11 protein-coding genes are annotated in these 18,388 nt (G+C 33.9%); 2 read left to right on the forward strand and 9 right to left on the reverse strand.

The annotated features are described in order from the left end of the window. Positions 1-4: 4 nt before the first annotated feature. Together ACP3T3_RS06805 and ACP3T3_RS06810 are read right to left on the reverse strand one after the other, a co-directional pair. On the reverse strand, positions 5-9,778 hold the full coding sequence (locus ACP3T3_RS06805) for an SDR family NAD(P)-dependent oxidoreductase (RefSeq protein WP_426479154.1): 9,774 nt from the start codon (positions 9,776-9,778) through the stop codon (positions 5-7). A 1,015-nt stretch (positions 9,779-10,793) separates the two neighbouring features. After that, a complete protein-coding gene (locus ACP3T3_RS06810) occupies positions 10,794-11,555 on the reverse strand; it encodes a hypothetical protein (RefSeq protein WP_426479155.1) in 762 nt (253 codons plus the stop codon). Between the two features lie 655 nt (positions 11,556-12,210). Between ACP3T3_RS06810 and ACP3T3_RS06815 the strand changes: the two genes are divergently transcribed. Both ACP3T3_RS06815 and ACP3T3_RS06820 read left to right on the forward strand, forming a co-directional pair. Next, on the forward strand, positions 12,211-12,651 hold the full coding sequence (locus tag ACP3T3_RS06815; RefSeq protein ID WP_426479156.1) for a transposase: 441 nt from the start codon (positions 12,211-12,213) through the stop codon (positions 12,649-12,651). Between the two features lie 65 nt (positions 12,652-12,716). Continuing rightward, positions 12,717-13,049 carry a helix-turn-helix domain-containing protein gene (locus ACP3T3_RS06820; protein ID WP_426479157.1) on the forward strand — a complete coding sequence of 111 codons (333 nt, stop codon included), beginning with the start codon at positions 12,717-12,719 and terminating at the stop codon, positions 13,047-13,049. Positions 13,050-13,729: 680 nt separating this feature from the next. Here ACP3T3_RS06820 and ACP3T3_RS06825 read toward each other — a convergent pair. From ACP3T3_RS06825 to ACP3T3_RS06855, 7 genes are all read right to left on the reverse strand, one after another. Next, complete coding sequence (locus tag ACP3T3_RS06825; protein ID WP_426479158.1) at positions 13,730-14,191, reverse strand: hypothetical protein; 462 nt, start codon at positions 14,189-14,191, stop codon at positions 13,730-13,732. 338 nt (positions 14,192-14,529) lie between these two features. Continuing rightward, positions 14,530-14,835 carry a hypothetical protein gene (locus ACP3T3_RS06830; protein WP_426479159.1) on the reverse strand — a complete coding sequence of 102 codons (306 nt, stop codon included), beginning with the start codon at positions 14,833-14,835 and terminating at the stop codon, positions 14,530-14,532. 108 nt (positions 14,836-14,943) lie between these two features. Then, on the reverse strand, positions 14,944-15,354 hold the full coding sequence (locus ACP3T3_RS06835; protein WP_426479160.1) for a hypothetical protein: 411 nt from the start codon (positions 15,352-15,354) through the stop codon (positions 14,944-14,946). After that, on the reverse strand, positions 15,345-16,307 hold the full coding sequence (locus ACP3T3_RS06840; RefSeq protein WP_426479161.1) for a polymorphic toxin type 43 domain-containing protein: 963 nt from the start codon (positions 16,305-16,307) through the stop codon (positions 15,345-15,347). The genes ACP3T3_RS06835 and ACP3T3_RS06840 overlap by 10 nt, the downstream gene beginning before the upstream one ends. Before the next feature lie 613 nt (positions 16,308-16,920). After that, positions 16,921-17,541 (reverse strand): hypothetical protein, encoded by a 621-nt coding sequence (locus ACP3T3_RS06845; RefSeq protein WP_426479162.1) that lies wholly within the window; start codon positions 17,539-17,541, stop codon positions 16,921-16,923. Then, on the reverse strand, positions 17,541-18,083 hold the full coding sequence (locus tag ACP3T3_RS06850; RefSeq protein ID WP_426479163.1) for a polymorphic toxin-type HINT domain-containing protein: 543 nt from the start codon (positions 18,081-18,083) through the stop codon (positions 17,541-17,543). The genes ACP3T3_RS06845 and ACP3T3_RS06850 overlap by 1 nt, the downstream gene beginning before the upstream one ends. Continuing rightward, on the reverse strand, positions 18,080-18,358 hold the full coding sequence (locus tag ACP3T3_RS06855; RefSeq protein ID WP_426479164.1) for a hypothetical protein: 279 nt from the start codon (positions 18,356-18,358) through the stop codon (positions 18,080-18,082). Before ACP3T3_RS06855 ends, ACP3T3_RS06850 begins: the two co-directional genes overlap by 4 nt. Positions 18,359-18,388 lie beyond the last annotated feature (30 nt).

Here is an 18,388-nt window from a genome sequence, read left to right on the forward strand (position 1 = left end):
TGGGTTATTCACTTATTGATATTGCCTGCTTCAAAAATTCAGCTAAATGTTCTATGGTAGTATAGGTGTATAAAACTGGAAAATCTATTTTCATTTTCAATTCTATATTAATTTTTCGGATTAATTCAGACCCGGAAATCGAGTCTAGTCCGAAATCAAAGAAATCATCATTTATCTGAATTGCATTTATAGGTTTTTTAACCGTATCTGCTACGATTTCACGCAATTTCTCAGTAAGAGACGTGGACATTCCGTGCTGTGACATTCCGTCTTTGGCTCTTTCACTATACGTATTGCTAAACCAGAAACTTTTTCTCTCAAAAGGATAAGTGGGAAGCCTTATTTTTGTAACCTTTTTTCCGGCATACAACTGTTTCCAATTAATACTAACTCCTATACACCATAAGCTTAGAAGTTCGTTATAATTTTCTTCTTTAAGCAATGTTATTTTCTTTTGATCATTAAAAGCTTCATTTAGGATTTTTAATGAAGATTTGTTTTGGGTGGTATTTCCGCTATAAAGTGGTTCATTCCCCTTTATATAGCTCTCCATTTGCTCGATCAGCTCTTGTATATCTTTTGCTATCCAGCCTATTCTTTCTTCCAGAAATTCCCTGCCAGTCTGTAAAGTATAGGCTATATCATGTATATTTAGTGAAGCATCTGATACTATATAGCGTTTTAATTTTTGTGTATACTCTTTCAAGCGCTGTTTATTTTTAGCCGATAATACAATGGCTGCGGGCCCATCCTCAATAGCTTTGTCCCGTATACTATTATATTCCTGAAGTACAATATGGGCATTGGCACCTCCGAATCCAAAACTGCTGATTCCCGCAACTCTCAGACTATCAGAATCTACACTCCAGGGAGAAGTTTGGTTTTGAAGGTAAAATGGGCTATTATTGAGTTTAAGGTGAGGATTAGGTATTTTTAATTGAGGATTACCCGGTAAGGTCCGGTATTTAAATGCCATTAATACCTTTATAAGACCAGCAACTCCTGATGCTGATTCTGTATGCCCGATATTAGCTTTTGCACTTCCGATAGCACAAAAAGCCGTTGCTGGTCTTACCGCAGCTTTATCCTTGTATAATGTCTCAAAAGCCATTTTCAGGCCTTCAATTTCAATCGGGTCGCCAAGAGCTGTTCCCGTTCCGTGAGCTTCAATGTAGCTTACCTCGGAAGGATGAACGTCGGCCGCACGATAAGCTTCAACCAATAAATCTCTCTGCGCCTTCGGATTAGGAGCGGTTAAGGAGCTTGCTTTTCCACCATGATTTTCAGCACTCCCGCGGATGACGCCATAAATTAAATCTCCGTCTTCTTTGGCTTTCTCCAGTGATTTAAGAATAACAATTCCTACTCCTTCTGAACGCACATACCCGTTAGCTCTTTGGTCAAAGGACATACATCGGCCGTCTTTACTCAACATTCCAGCATTACTTATCATAAGAGTAGTATCCGGAATCATAATTGCATTTACTCCTCCCGCAATCGCAACGTCACAGTCTCCATTCTTAATTTTCTGTGCAGCTCTATGAATAGCTATCAAAGAACTTGAACAAGCAGTTTTTACAGGCTCGCTAGGACCATGAAGGCCCAAGAGAAAAGAAATTCGATTTGCCAAAATAGAATTCGTATTTCCTATTGCAGTGTATGCCTGATTCGCCACAGCAGGCGTTCTGCGGAGCATAACTGCGTAGTCATTATTCATGATTCCGATAAAAACTCCCGTATTACTGCCTTTTAATGATGAAGGAGCTATTCCTGCATCTTCAAGGGCAGTATGAACCGTTTCAAGAACAATTCTTTGCTGGGGATCCATTAATTCAGCTTCTTTAGGATTAATATTAAAGTATTCAGCGTCAAATTTGTCAATATCAGAAATAAAGCCTCCCCATTTTGCATTAGTTTTGGTAAGGTCTTCACCTGGGGTGCCATAATATTTATTCCAATCCCATCGGCTTTCAGGGATTTCTGTAATCACATCCTCGTTATTATGAAGGAGTTCCCAAAATTCTTCAATATTTTCCGCATTTGGGAAACGACCCGCTACTCCTACTACAGCGACATCATTACTATGCTTTTCTATGTTTTGCGTTTCTTTTTCCTTAACGTTTCCTGGTATTCTTCTAATATCATGCATAATGACAGGGGTTTCGGCAATATCTTTTACGTCAGTTTCTCTTTCTGTGATAGGACTTTCGTGATGTACAAATAAGGACTTATCAATGGTCCCGGAACTTTCATTTTCTTCGATATTTACATTTGAATGGTCTTCATGTCTGGCAGTAAGCTTATCTCTATGTACCTCCCATAAGAAGTTAACAAGCTCATCTATAGTTTGATAGCTATAGAAAATACTAGGAGGTTCATTAATATCATAATAAGTATTTAACGTATTAGAAAATTTTACCAATAAATAAGATGAAAAGCCATACTGGCTTAATGCAGAATCAGTACTTAATTCTTCTTTTTCATAATTTAAAATTTCTGCAATTAAAGTGAGAACATGATCCGAAACTTTTGTTTTAACTAAAGCATTATCATCACTGATACTTGTATTTGTTAAATGATGTGCCTTTTCTTCGTAAATAACATCACCATCAGGCAAAAAGTCTTTGTCTCCGTAAATGGCAACGGCCTGGCTGATATTATTATACGAAAGTATTGCTTCCATGGCTTGTATACCTTCGGAGCTGGGCATAGGCAACATTCCCCACTTTTTATAAAGGATCTCTGCCGTTTCTTCGGTGATTTGCATTCCACCCTCGGCCCAAAGAGGCCAATTAATGCTAATGGTGTCACCTGATCTCAAGCCTTTTACCGTAAGATCATTTCTATAAGAAGCAAAATTGTCCATCCATGCATTGGCTGAAGAGTAATCGGCCTGGCCGGTATTTCCGGCTACCGAAGAAATGGATGACATTAAGATAAAGAAATCGAGATCCTCGTCAATAGTTTCATGATCTAAATTTTTTAATCCTTCAACTTTGGGTGTATAAACGTCATGAACTTCTGATCTCGTTTTATTAACTATATAACTGTCACGAACTACTCCCGCCGCATGAATAATCCCTGTTAGCTTGCCGAATTTTAGTTTTATTGTCTTCATTAAGGCAGCCACTTCGGCTTTTTTTGAAATATCACATGAAAAATAGTGAATATTAGGCTTGGAAGTTTGTAATTTACTTGCAGGTGTACGCCCAACGGTCACGATCTCTACACCTTCAGTTTGAGCAAGGTATTCAGCTACAATTCTTCCAATTCCGCCTGCTCCACCTGTAACAAGATAAACACCTCCTGTTTTAGCAAGTGAAGCGGAGAGTATATCATTCTGCAGCGGAATAAGCTGTTTTACAAAGCGGAATCCCTTAGAATACATTACTTCCGTATCAACTGCTTGTTCTTGCATAAGATTATTTAAGATGGAATTAAAATCATCTGTAGACTGCAAATCTTCAATACCTATTATTGTTCCTGAGACATACGGATTTTCTAAACGAAGTGTTTTTAACAATCCGGACAGATATGCATATTGCGTATAATCCCTATAATCATATATTAATGCTATTTTTCCCTTCTTAATTTTTTTTACTTTTTCCAAGAGGAGAATAAATATATCTTCAGCATTTTTTTCTTGAACCAAAGTAGCTTCAGTATCCATCTCCTCTTTTATTAGATGGGCTATCCTTTCATTGATTGCTCCCAAAATTATTACTTCATGGAAAATTGACGAAGTACCCTTTCGATCAGAAAAAGGCTTTGGCCGCCAGGTGTAATTATACATTCTCGTATAAGTCTGATTTTGTTCAATCATAGTTTTGTTCACTGTTTCTTTTTTATTTAGGGGAAGAAGAATAAGTTCAAAAAATTCGGCTAAAATATTTCCATCTTGATCAGTAACTGTAATATCAAAAGAATAAACGGATTGGTGAGACTTGTTTCTTTTGGCATAGCTCCATATTTTTGACGGAAATGCATTGTATATTTTAATTAGTCTAGCACCTGAAGGAACCAACATTTTGCAATCATTATCCCGGATCAGCGCAGCTACAACAGAATGCAAAGCACTGTCTAACAGAGCAGGGTCAATAAAAAATTCTGATCTGTGCTCATGGTTAATTTCAGCTAAAACTACATCTCTATCATAGTATATTTTTTTGATTCCCTGATAATCCGGGCCATATTGTAATCCATACTGATTCAACATTGAATAGTAAGACTGCCCCTCTTGTTGAAAACTAAGTTTCTCTTGAAGTTCATGTATTTTTTTCTTTTCAGTAAAAGATAAAACTTCTTTAACATCTATTTTTCCTTCAAAATGGATTCCAACTGGCGATTGGATATTGCATTTATTTGAATAATTATTGATAGTAAGCGACAAATCTGCCGCTTCAGGCTGAGCATATAAGGGTAACAACCATTTTCCATCAGTTATCTCAAAAGCTTCTGCTTGAGCGGTCTTTCTTAAGGTCATATACATCATTTCCAAATAGGCCGCTGCAGGAAATAAAACTCTTCCTTCGACTTGGTGGTCTTTTAAATAATATTCAGTTCCTGTAAATCGGAATGAAAAATCAGAAAATTCTTCCGTTGAGTTATTGTGCTGAAGCATTGGGTGTGAAAAAGAAACGGAATGAGTTTTTTCTTTACTCTGATAAGCTTGAAACCAATGTCTTTTGCGATCAAACGGATAAGTTGGCAAGCTTAATTTCGAAGGAAATACCTGTGAATAATGTTTTTTCCAGTCCACATCTGCGCCGTCCACCCAGAGTTGCGCCACATTTTTAAGTTGGTCACCGTTTATATTGGATGATATGATAATGTGATCTTCAAATATTTCTGCGCCTTTATTTTCAAAAGCTATGAAAATATTGCTGTAGTCCTTATTCAAAAAGTTTCCAAGGTAATGGCATAATTCCTGTAAATTTTCAGCAATCACAGCCATTCTTTCTTCCATAGGTTCTCTTCCAATCTGTAAGGTATAAGCAACATCATGGAAATTTAATTCTGGGTTCAGTTCAAGATAACTCAATAATCCGCTGGCATATTTCTGAAGCTGGCTTGTGTTTTTTGCTGAAAGAGGGACAATCTTCTTACCAGATATCCTCATAGAATTATCGTATTTCGGTCTGTATTCTTCAAGCACAATATGGGCATTTACTCCTCCAAAACCAAAGCTGCTTATCCCTGCAACTCTCGGAACATTGTTTTCTGGCAGCCATGGTGATGTATCTTTTTGAAGATAAAATGGACTGTCATCAAGTCTCAAATAAGGGTTAGGCTTTTGAAGGAGAGGGTTTCCTGGTAGCATTCTATACTTCATGGCTAACAATACTTTAATAACTCCTGCCACTCCGGAAGCAGATTCCAGGTGCCCGATATTGGCTTTAACAGTGCCTATTCCACAGTTTGCCTTTACGGGAGCCGTTTTGTTCCATTCTTTATAAAGAATATCAAAAGCCATTTTAAGACCCTCCGTTTCTATGGGGTCTCCAAGCGAAGTCCCAGTACCATGCGCTTCGATGTAAGTTACCATGGACGGATCTACCCCCGCTGACCGGTAAGCTTTTAATAATAAATCTCTTTGTGCTAAGGGATTGGGAGAGGTTAATGTATTTGCAGATCCACCGTGGTTTTCTGCGCTTGCACGGATAATTGCATAAATCTGATCATTGTCTTTTTGAGCTTCGCGAAGTGTCTTTAAAATAATTACCCCTACTCCTTCAGATCTAACATAACCATCTGCTGATATATCAAAAGATTTACAGTTACCATCATCACTGAGCATACCCGCATTACTGATGCATAAAGTAGTTTCGGGCGAAAGTAATGCGTTCACTCCGCCAGCAATGGCCATCGTGCATTTCCCTGAACGAATGCTTTCCGCTGCCCTGTGAATTGCAATAAGGGCACTAGAACATGCAGTGTCAATTGGTTCACTCGGACCATGAATATCCAGTAAATATGAGATGCGGTTAGCCAATATCGAATGCATTGTTCCACTGGCAATATGTCCTTGAAGATATAAGTCTTCAGATTCCTGCAGTAGCATTCCATAATCGTTTGTCCAAGCTCCCACAAAAACACCAGTATTTGTTCCCTTCAGATCTGATGGCTTTATTCCGCCGTCTTCAAGGGCAGTATAAACAGCTTCTATAAAAATTCTTTGTTGCGGGTCCATCAAAGCAGCCTCAGCAGGTGAGATGCCAAAAAATAAAGCATCGAATTTATCAATGTCAGATATGAAGCCGCCCCATTTTGCCGTCGTTTTAGATGAATCAACCATAGGATCTCCGTGTATGGCTTTCCAATCCCAGCGATCCTGCGGAATTTCAGAAATCATATTCTCCTTATTACATAGCTTTAACCAGAAATCTTCGAGATTTTCTGATCCGGGGAAACGACCGGAAATTCCTACTATTGCTATTGCATTGTCATCATATTCAGCTATTGTTTCTTTAAACGAAGGCGAACTTTTGATTTCATTTTCTAGAGGTACAGTATGCCCTTCCGTAGAAGATTCAATGATGCCGTGTTGATTTTGAAGTTCGGCACTATGATCTTCAAGAAGAAAATCTACCAGCTCATTAATTGATGTATAAGTGTAAAATAGTGCGGGAGTTAATTGAATACCATAAAAGTTATTAAGTTCGGAAGATAGTCTGACCAGCATATTTGAATCAAAGCCAAAACTCATAAAATCCTTATCAGCCTTAATCGATTTTTTTTCAAACTTAACAATTTCGGCTACGAACTGCCGAATGAGGTCAGTTACCAGTTCTTTAAGCGTAGCATGTTGTGATTGAATAGACGGAGATTTTGTATTTGATACAGACTCAATAGTTTCTGTAGCATTATTCGGAAGTACCAAAGCTTCTACCTGTGCCAATTTCAAATTTTTAAGTGAACCAATTACAACTCCTTCTTCAGTAAGCAGGACAATATCAAAAACAGTTAGTTTATCATTATGACTTTTATTCTGCTTCTCAACATGGCACCAGAACTTTTCGGGTAATTCATAATAAAGTATCATTTCTCCAAGGTGGAATGGTAATGTTAAATTTCGCTTGCCATCCGAAACCATTAATCCCAAACAGCATTGAAGTACCGAATCCAATGCTCCCACATTCCATTGAATATCTTTTACCGAAGGCATGTATATCTGTGCAAGTGCCTCTGATTCTTTCATGAAAAGAAATTCTATTCCTTTAAAAGCTGTTCCATAATCCAGACCTATACTTTTAAAATTAGTATAGCAGGTTTCTTTGTTCCAACCACTACTGAATTGCGTTTTTAGGTAAGCAAGGTCCACTGGATCGGCTATTTGCTTTTCTGAAAAAAGTATCCCGTTGGACTTTAGTTTATCGTTTCCGTTTCCTGACTCCATCGTATAATAAATATCAGGTCCGTTTTGTTTTAGACTTATTTTAATTTCAATTTCTTTTTCATCACCAGCAATGGGACTTATCCAATTAACATTTCGTACTCCCACTATTTTTTTTTCCTGGCTTAAAGTTGCCGCAGCGCGTGCTACTTCTAAATAAGCAACACCAGGAAGTATAGGGTGACCATGTATTTTATGATCACAGAAAAAGAATTCTTTTCCATTGAAAGAACTTGTAAACTGCTGTCCCGAAAAATCCGATGTATTGATATGTATTAGAGGATGTAATAGTTGTGTTTTTGCAATCTTTTCCGAAACAAACCAATAGGAATTTTTTGTAAAAGGATAAGATGGTAAGCTGATCTTCGAGGGGCGGTTTTCAACATACAATTCCTGCCAGTTGATCTTTTGTCCTGCTAACCAAGCTTCTCCTATCATATTCCAATTTTTATTAGTAAAAGCTGCCCGAATCTGTTTATCAGTCAAGTGAGTATAATAAGTACTCTTTGAAAAATTTATTTCTTGTTCTAATTGATATTTTAAATCTGAGATACTTTCTGCGACAAAGTAAAATTTCTCTTCCATAACTTTCCTGCCTGTTTGTAGCGTGTATGCCACATCGTGAAGATGTGTCTGCGGAAAATTTTCTAAATGTGCTCTTAAATTTTCAATGATTAATTTCAGCTGGTCTTGGGTTTTAGCTGATAATATGATAAGAGCTGGGCCTTCTATGAAGATATTTTTAGGAAGTTTCTGGTATTCTTCTAAAATTACAACTACATTAGTTCCGCTAAAGCCAAAGCCACTTACCGTAGATCTTCTTGGCTCATTTCCATGGTGGCTCCATGTCTCAAGAGAGTTTTGTATTTTAAATGGACTATTATCAAGATCTATAAGTTTATTAGGAGTTTGAAAGTTCAGTGTGGGAAAGAGCAGCTGGTTTTTCATGGCCAAGACCATTTTAATAACTCCCGATATACCTGCAGCCATTACTGCATGCCCCATATTTGTTTTGACACTTCCCAGACTACAGAATTTCTTTTCTGTTGTAAAGCTTTTAAAAGCGGTATCTAACGCTTCAAATTCAATTGGATCCCCGAGACGTGTTCCTGTTCCATGGGCTTCCACACATCCGATAGTTTGGGGATTTACACTGAATTTTTTAAAGGCATCTTTCAAGAGGTTTAATTGTGCCAAACCACTAGGTGCGGTAATCCCGTTTGTAGAGCCATCCTGATTGATATATGTCCCTCTTATGATTCCGTGAATTCTATCGCCGTCCTTTTCAGCGTCTTCAAGTCGTTTTAAAATAATGACTCCTACCGCTTCACCAGGTACAAAGCCATTTGCTCTGGTATCAAACGTGTAACACTGCCCATCTGCGGAAAGCATTTTAGCCCTGGATGCCTTTTTATAAAAAGACGAACCAGACTGCACCCAAGCTCCTCCAGTAATACTGATATCACTTTCTCCCGATTTTAAACTATTACATGCCAAATGAATTGCAGTTAACGAACTTGAACATGCTGTGTCGACAGAAATGGCAGGCCCTTTTATATCCAGGAAATAAGACATTCTTGCGGCAAAAATCGCCGGATCGTTCCCCCACCATGATGATGCTTCTGGAGATTTAGCACCTTCATAATCACTAAGTCCACAAGTGGCAAATACACTGCAACGAAGATTTTTAAGTTGATCAGAATCTATGCCTGCATCTTCAATTGCCTTCCATGTTTCCTCTAAAAACATTCTCTGTTGAGGATCCATTACTTCTGCATCACGCCCCGAAATATGGAAAAAAGCAGGGTCAAATTTATCAATATCTTTAAGAAAAGATCCCCACTTGGAATAGGTCTTTTGAGCATCATCATTATTACGACTAGTGTAACATTCTGAACTGTTCCACCTATTTTCAGGAACTTCTTCGATAAGGCTCTCCCCATTTTTTAAAATATCGTAGAATTTATCCACAGAATCAGCTGATCCAAACTTTCCGCTCATCCCTATAATAGCGATTAAGTCGCCATTATTGTTAGGCGAAAGACTTAATTTCTGTGCTTCTTCTCTTAATGCTTTTTCAGCAAAATTACCCTGAGAAATAACATTCGATAAAGAAAGAATCGTAGGATAATTGAAAAGATCGACCAACTTTAGTTGTATATTCAGTCTTTCATTAATATGATTGGTAAACACTTCTGCTGCTTGTCCCCGTAATCCATACTCAAGAAATGGTAGGGCCGTATTTATCGATGCACTCGAAATATTCAGAATTTCACCAATAATTTCCTTTAAAATTTCCTCTACATTGATTTGATTATTTTTTACGATTTGGCGGCCAGCAGAATTACTGTGTGATTCATGTTCATTAAAAGTTTTAAAATTCATTGCAATATTTAAATATGTTAATGGTAGGTTAGAATTTTGATGTACGACAAATTAAATTTAAAGACCAAACTTGATAGCTGAACGCTATTTTAAGTCACCAATTAGTGATTTAATTCAGATAGATTAACTAACATATATTGTACCTTTAAAGAATAATTTTGGTAAAGATATACAGTAGGAATGCACAATGATGTAAATCTCCAGCTAAATACTACTACAAACAGATCGAAATATTACTACATTCGTAAATACAGGTAGTTCAGCATTTTAAACCATAAACAGTTTGCAGACAATAGAATTTTTTAGCACACTCCTACAGAATTAAGTTTTGCCTCAATTAAAAAATTATGTTAATGTAATAATGTAATTAGTTTCCTTATAACAGAGGTCAATTATCTTTTTCAAAATTACTTTGATGAATATTGGCTAATTCTGAGATGAATACTAACTCTTTATCTTTGCTAAAAGTTTTATATCAGTTTTATTGGTATTGTGCGAACAAGAATATATATACTTATACACTCATGGGCTATATCAGTACAGTTAACAAGATTTTATAAAAGAGCTTCATGAGTTTTTGCTTTATTCATCTATTAATCATAGAATTGTTATGGACTGACTATCTTTAAATTTTATAAGTCGATATGTGAGAATGATGACTATCAACATGTTTCAATGTAGTACCATTTTTAGTAATAAATATTTCTTAATATCGGCATTTTACTGGCAAGCCTTTTCTATGAAGAAGTACAGATGCAAAAGTTTGAGTTTTGCGTTTTTAGAATCATCTATTAATCAGCGGTGTGAAACTGAAATGATTAACTTCTGTAAGGTTATATTTATCTTATGAGAATGCAATTAATCCGTACAATAGTTAACACTAAATCAAATAAATAAACAACCGAAATAAAAAAGACACCTATAAAAAACCAGAACAAAAAATAGTTTGTTCTGGTTTTTAATTTTTGACATTCAGTTTTGAGTAGTAATTTGAATACTAGATAAATACTTTAACTTATGGAGTAACTTTAACGTAATTAACTGATGTTCTTCCATCAGCATTGTCAAATATTATTCCTGCAAGCTGATTAGACTTTATACCTACATAATAGGTAGTGGGTCCATTAACAGTTACCACTAAAGATCCTGTTCCCGTACCTCCAATAACTTGTCTGCTGGCATCAAATGATGATACAATTAGAATTTCTGTATTGGGAATAACAGAACCGGCGGAAGCTGCACTGCTTAAAAATCCGACCAGGGCGCCGTATCCTCCTACGACCTGGATCTCTCCACGGACACTATATGTAACAAGGTATGTTCCTGCAGAAGGTAATGTAAAGCTCATCAGATTATAGTTTGTTGTTCCTGCTGCAATGTTCGCAGAACCGCCTAATACAGCCCTCCCATAAGCTGGGACAAATGCGCTTCCAGGTACGGTAATAACATTTCCAGAAGCATCAACACCTAAAGTAGCTCCAGAAGACAAAGGAGAAGCTGTAGTAAGATTGGTAAACTTTAAACCCGATCTGTTAGCCTGGAAAGAATTTATTTCAAGACTACTGGACGGGGTGTTAGTGCCAACTCCAATCCGTCCTTGTTGTGTTACCACTACATCATTGGCTTGTTGGGTTGGAGTGGGAACACCGGCTGAAGGATTGTCTTTTCCGCCGTCAATATGAAAGATAGCCTGCGGGTTTGAAGTGTTTATACCCACCTGAGATATTGCAAAGTTGAAAACAAATAACAGGATAACACTACTTAAATTTTTTTTCATAATCAATAAATTTAATAATAGTAAAATTATCGCTTCGCTTTTACTTAGCTAGTAGTTAAACAGTAGAAAGAGTTTATAACAGATAAAAATTAGTTCTACAAATCATAAGAAAAAATTTGAGATCAATGTGAATATAGTTAGAGAAACTATACACATATAAAAATTTTCCAATAAATATGTCTGGTCGAACCCTATAACTATGATTTTTAGTGGACACTAGGCTCGATAGGTATATTGAAAATATATAATAAAAGCTACTGTAGTCAGTAGCTTTATTTAACAAGAATCAAGCCTTGAATGGTATCTTTTAAGGCATCTCAAATACAACACACAATGCAAACTTTTATTTGCTATTAAGGGCAAAATCCTAATGTGTAGTAAAGAAAAGATTTACAGCCAAATAGATTCGAGTAATAATAGAACTTTTTCTACAATAGCTGTAAGAATCTTTGTATTGATTAAATTATTTTCTCTGGCTAAATAAAAATAGATTTGCAAAAGTTAATCATTTTAAGCTCTATGCGAACAAAATTAATTACTGATTCTAAAAGCACAAACTGAAAATTTGCAACCTTAGCTTCTTGTTTTAGCAAGAGGCTTGGTTGTAAATTAATGATTCAAAATGATTGTTATGAAAAATTAAATATTAAAGTTAATGATTTACAATTTCAAAAAAATACATATAGGTGAACTAATTCAAATAAGAATTTTAGAGTTAAACATTGAAACAATTAGGATTTCAAAGTTTTTTGAATGCTCTGAAAAAGAGCTAGCTGAAATGTTAAAATGTAGCAGTTTGGATTGTGAATTATTATTAAAGTGGAGCAAATTACTGCAGTATGACTTTTTTAGACTTTATACACAGCACCTTATTTTTTACTCACCTGTATCTAATGAAAAGAGTTTTGTGAACGAAAAAAAATCGGGGCTTCCTCAGTTTCGTAAAAATATCTATTCAAAAGATATTGTAGACTTTATTTTAGAGATGATTACAACTGGAATTAAAACTAAAAATGAAATAATAGTAGAATATAACATACCAAAGACAACCTTATATAAATGGATCAAGAAACATGCAGATAGCAACAATTCATAATATGGAGTTATGAAATTTAAATGGCAGAATCGAAAACAATGCGATAATTATAAAAAATTTGTTAAATGAAGGAACCAAACTACAGGAAAATTTTTGAAGATATTTTAGAAATAAAATTTCCCAATAAAAAGGAGGTTTGTCTCAAAATATTAAAAAAAAATAAACTTTCACATTTGGATATTATTAAGCTCAACAATTTAATATTTGAAGCTGAACACAATTCTTTTAGCGTTAATCAACGATATAAGGCCTATAATTCAGAAACGATTATTGAAATTCTTAATTATCAAAGCAAAAAAGGTTTGAACAACAGCGAAGTAGCCGCTCATTTTAATTTGAGCAAAAACACAATAACTAAATGGAAGAAATATTATAAGATTAGAAAATCTATTAAATAATAGATGGTTTTTTAGTCAGTGAGATAAAACGTGTATATGGGGCCTCAATCTCGACTGCAACCGTTGATAAAATTCTAAATAATTTTCGGAAATAACTTTTTATTATTTTTATTAATTAGCATTGTTAACTGTTTACTCACCGTTTCTATATTTTCAAAAATTATAAAAAAAGGATAACCATAGAAATTATTCACATTAATATTTGTGGTTTTACCTTCGTAAACTATTTTCCAACAATTACCACCAAAATAACATTCATAATTAATCTCAGATATATATATTATTCTCATTTCCATATTGCATGATTAACTTTTAGACCTATTTCTGTTCCATGTAGTCTACAAATTGTTTTCTGATTTGATCATCCATTCCATCTATATCCAGAATTCTCATCTGTAATTCATCGTTGGTGACATAGTGATTTCCACCAATGGATCTACTGATAGCCAGAAGCTTCTTTGCGGATTATAATATCTGCCACTAAGATAACATAATCGCTGCAAATTCATTTTCATTACATTCGGTTCAAAACTCACTAAAAAAACGCTGAAATATCCTAAAGTATCCCCCCACCGCAATTGCAGTGGGGGGGGGTATCTACTGACACGAGCTACATGCTCCTGACAGTGGGGAATATTGAGTTCTATATTTATTAACAAATCCGGTCTATATCTTCTTCTTTATAAAACTGCATCACTAATAATACTATTATCATCAAAACTTCTTTCAAAATTACTAAATACATTAATTTCTCCTGACGAAATTTTTTCATAGTTTAATTCAAAATTGTCATTAATATAATTTCGAGCTTTAATTAGTTCATACCATTTTTGAGGCAAAACAAAATTGTTATTATAAATATATTCTTGGAATAAATTAGTAAAAATAAAATCTCCATCTGTAAAATACGTTAAAGAAAATATTGGCTCAAGAGTGTAAGCATTTAGTCGCTTGTAAGAAGTTGAAACAATTTCTGGACAATTCTCTAAATACTTACACAATTTCTTTCTAACTTCTGATGTATAAACTCCATTTTGTTGAAAGTCTTTTATTGATGGAAATTCGTTATTATTACCATTAAAGTGAATAAATTCCTCTTTAAAGAAAGAAATGCCCCGAAAATTCAATGATATATAATTCATAATAAATATTTCACAATTTGTAAATAATTAAAATCAATCGTTATCGTTTTCACAAATATTAAATCAGCAACATTTCATACTTTGCTGAAATAGATTTTTATCTTAAAAATCCTTTTTATAAATATTTATTCCCTGGTCACCCATAATTAGAAAATACTTTTGTGTTTTTGAAAATCCACAATACATATATCCTTCATAGCTCATATCATGAAGCTGAAAAAACCATGATTTTCTTGTTTTATAATTCATTAATCTCGGTATCTTGAAATTATTATGGATATGATTGATTTCTAATTTCCATTCACTATCTAAAGTTAATAAATTTCCTCCTCCGCCTCTTACCCAAAAACATCTACAATCTCATCTCTTTCTTTTAATGAATACTTTAAATTATCTGCGGAAAGATTTTTTTTAAAATTTGACTCATAATCTTCCATAGTAATATTTTTATTTTTAATATCATATAAAAAAATACCATCACCATTTACAATTAAAAGATCATCATTTGTTAACCATCCTATGAGAATAGATGAGTTCAATTTTAGTAATGTGTAAAAACTCCATCCTTCATTTAACTCTACTAACTCTTCGTATAAAAATTCGCTATCAGGCTTTGTTTGTAATACATCTTTAATTTTCATCATATTATTTAAACTTTTTGATGATACTCCGTAAAAATGGGACAACATATTTTTAAGAGTTCATGAACATCTACATATTCTTTTAAGTCATTAGAAACAAGTACATTATACTTAATTATTAAGAAGTATAACTTTTCTTATTTTATGCCTTAATTCTTGACTAAATTTTTTATTATTTTGAGTTGTAATCAAAAGCTGTATAATATTACTGTCTAAGCATTCCATTTTAATAATAAAATATAAACATAAATTTAACCAGTAACCTTGGTCGTGATCAATAATATCTTTCAAGATTAGGTCTATTGGAAAAATATCGGAAAGCAATATATTCTTTTTATTGATTAGCATTGTTAACTGTTTACTCACCGTTTCTATATTTTCAAAAATTATATAAAAAGGATAACCATAGAAATTATTCATATTAATATTTATGGTTTTACCTTCGTAAACTACTTTCCAACAACTATCGTAAAAATAACACTCATAATTAATCTCTGATATATATATTATTCTCATTTCCATATTGTATGATTAACTTTTAGACCTGTTTTCTGTTCCATGTAGTTTACAAATTGCTTTCTGATTTGATCATTCCATTTATGTCCATAATGTCCAGAATATTCATCTGTAATTATTGTGTTTCCTTGTCTTTTAAACATTCCTCCCACATAATTCCCTTTTTTATTTAATGAAAGAACTAGCCTTTGATGGGGGGAAGCCCCCGCTTCTCTACCATGAGGCTTTCCTACTACAAAAGTATTTGAATCAGCATCAAATACAAACTCTATCATTGTACCTTCTTTTGGAAAATAATTTTTAAATTGACCTACGGACTTTACTCTATCACTAACTTCTAATACTCCAGGTACTGGGCCCGAACCTCTTAACTCTCCAAATTCTCCTACCTTATGAAAAATAACTGCAGCTGCTATACCTTCCATTTCTATTGCATTTATATTTCCTCTAGAAATATGCCTAACAGTAGACTCAATATCACTATCTCCCTCATACATAAAACTACACCCTTCTTTTCCTGCCATTCCATCATTCCATGTAGAAGCAAGACCATTGTACATTGCACCAGCAGTATTCTTTAAAAATGCATCTCCATTTTCAAAGATATTATTTCCATATTCTTCTCGTTCAATATACGGAAATTCAATATTATGAGCCCCTAATGTCAAAACTGGCTTCCCTCCATATTTACTATTATTAAGATACCATGGTAATTTGTTACTGCTTTTTATTTCCCCTGCCGTTGCATTTCTGGAGGGTGAATTTCCGAAGCCCAAAAATCTACCAACTCTTTGCAGCCAATTCAATCTTTTACCTTTAAGTACAATCTCTTCTATAACACCGCCATCATATACTTTATTAGTGTTCGGTCCTCCTGGCTCCCCTATCCTTTCCCCCATCATTCCTGTAGGGTCTGTATAGTTGACAGGATCATTCCATGTGTACGCATATGGAGACATGGTGATTTCTACCAATGGATCTACCGATAGCCAGAAGCTTCTTTGCGGATTATAATATCTGTCACTAAAATAGCATAATCGCTATAAATCCATTTTCATTACATTCAATTCAAACCCCACTTAAACAATAATCCACCGCAATTGCAGTGGATTATTGTTATCTACCGACACTACTCCCAGCAGGGAACATCGGAATTCTATATTTATTATTAACGAATCCAGTCTACATCTTTCTGCTGAAATTTAACTTTATCTAATATTTTATAATCATTTTTTAATATCAATTGATACCACTCATCAGGCAAAATCACATTAAAATCAGATACATATTCCGATAGATCTTCTGGCCATATCCAAAAACCATCAGTAAATAATAAAAATTCAACTGTTTTTTTATCATTATCTCTAAATAAATGAGGAAAATTTTACTAGACACTGCGATAATACCTCCCGAATTTAAATATGAAATTAACTTATTCTTGTTATAAGACTGATTAATTTCTTTATTAACATACAAATTAACAGATGGATAATCTTTATATCTATTTCCATATTCTTTCCAAAATCCAAATTCTTTATACATTTTATTTTTTATCTATATCGGCTGGCAAGATCATGATTCTATTAATGGAATATCTTTATAATTATCAACTCTGAGATTTAAAACATATGCTATTATTTTATCAACATCTGTTTCGGGACATGTTTTTCCTTCATTCCAAGCTGGTTGTTCCGGAATAAATCTTAATTTACACATGTTTTCTTTAAAAAATAACACTTCAATGTTAAAAAATAATTTTTTATCTCCTTTTGTTAAACCAAAAATACTAAGATTAAGTATTATACTTTCCATATTTTCATTATTTGTATAATGAAAATTCCAGGAATCATTTGTAATTCCATTTTTTTGTAATCTATATAAGAAATAATGATATAACTCAAATCTGATATCATTAGTTGCTCTAATAAGGTATTGAAAATATTCAAGCGCGAAATTAATTGATTGAAACGTTTGATATGTATTCTCTTTTTTAAGGTATAGTATTTTTTTGGGGTATAAATATAAACTTTCATCAAAAAAAACAATTATTTCTTTTTCATTTCCTTCAATGCAAACATTTCTATTCTTTGCTATTATTTTTCCATTTTGAACATACAGAAATTCAAAGAAAGGATTAACACCTGTACTACAATATAAATTAAAAAGTGTTATTTTTAAATTTTCAAAATCCATTATTTTAATTTATTAATTATTATTTTGTGATCTATAAATACCTGAAAACCTCCATCTGGATACACTTTAGTATAATTACCTCCTGTTTCGCTACCAGCCTGATATATTGTTTTAACTCCATCTTGAACGACTACATTATTTTCTCCAACTAATTTTAAAATTCGTTTATCTGTTCTCGTTTTGTCTAATGCTTTAAATACATTCTCTAAATGATTAATAGTAGCTTCTTGAGACGTAAGAGTTTTTGTTTCAATATTTGCCGCATATTCCATAAACTTTGCAAGTCGCTCAGGCCAACAAGTATTATGCACTAAAATACTTTTTTCAGAAACGTAATAATTATGGTTGTCTTCCACTTCAAAGTTATAGACTTCTACTTTTTCATCCAAGAAAATAATAGATTCCAGCAAAGAAGTTTTACCATCTAAAGTAGTTAAGTACATTCCTTTGGTAAGTTCTTTGGCTTCTATCCAGCCACCGCTTACATAGAATGGGTGTTCCGGAGTACATATAATTTCCGTACCATTTACAGAGATTTTCACCAATGAATAGGAAATGTCGCTCTGTTTCCGGTTCCATTTCCATAATTAGTATTTACTGGCCAGTCACCATCATCATGTTTATATACATTAACATCATTATTTCCAAAGCGCATAGAGTTGGCATATCGTTCTGCATTTCTATGTGCTTTAATCCAAAAAATAATATGCAAAACTATCAGGATTTTTCCTCCAGGTTCCCCTATCCTTTTCCCCATCATTCCTGTAGGATCTGTATAGTTGACAGGATCATTCCATGTATAGGCATATGGTGACATGGTGATTTCTACCAATGGATCTACCGATAG

Source organism: Chryseobacterium sp. CBSDS_008 (assembly GCF_049959325.1).
Lineage (GTDB): Bacteria > Bacteroidota > Bacteroidia > Flavobacteriales > Weeksellaceae > Chryseobacterium.

Bases quoted from the DNA above. Each gene is read 5' to 3' on its own strand.
- ACP3T3_RS06840 (WP_426479161.1), bottom strand. From the start codon at position 16,307: ATGTCTCCATATGCGTACACATGGAATGATCCTGTCAACTATACAGAC.
- ACP3T3_RS06855 (WP_426479164.1), bottom strand. From the start codon at position 18,358: ATGTCACCATATGCCTATACATGGAATGATCCTGTCAACTATACAGAT.
- ACP3T3_RS06845 (WP_426479162.1), bottom strand. From the start codon at position 17,541: ATGGATTTTGAAAATTTAAAAATAACACTTTTTAATTTATATTGTAGT.
- ACP3T3_RS06815 (WP_426479156.1), top strand. From the start codon at position 12,211: ATGATTTACAATTTCAAAAAAATACATATAGGTGAACTAATTCAAATA.
- ACP3T3_RS06835 (WP_426479160.1), bottom strand. From the start codon at position 15,354: ATGGAAATGAGAATAATATATATATCAGAGATTAATTATGAGTGTTAT.
- ACP3T3_RS06825 (WP_426479158.1), bottom strand. From the start codon at position 14,191: ATGAATTATATATCATTGAATTTTCGGGGCATTTCTTTCTTTAAAGAG.
- ACP3T3_RS06810 (WP_426479155.1), bottom strand. From the start codon at position 11,555: ATGAAAAAAAATTTAAGTAGTGTTATCCTGTTATTTGTTTTCAACTTT.
- ACP3T3_RS06830 (WP_426479159.1), bottom strand. From the start codon at position 14,835: ATGATGAAAATTAAAGATGTATTACAAACAAAGCCTGATAGCGAATTT.
- ACP3T3_RS06820 (WP_426479157.1), top strand. From the start codon at position 12,717: ATGAAGGAACCAAACTACAGGAAAATTTTTGAAGATATTTTAGAAATA.
- ACP3T3_RS06805 (WP_426479154.1), bottom strand. From the start codon at position 9,778: ATGAATTTTAAAACTTTTAATGAACATGAATCACACAGTAATTCTGCT.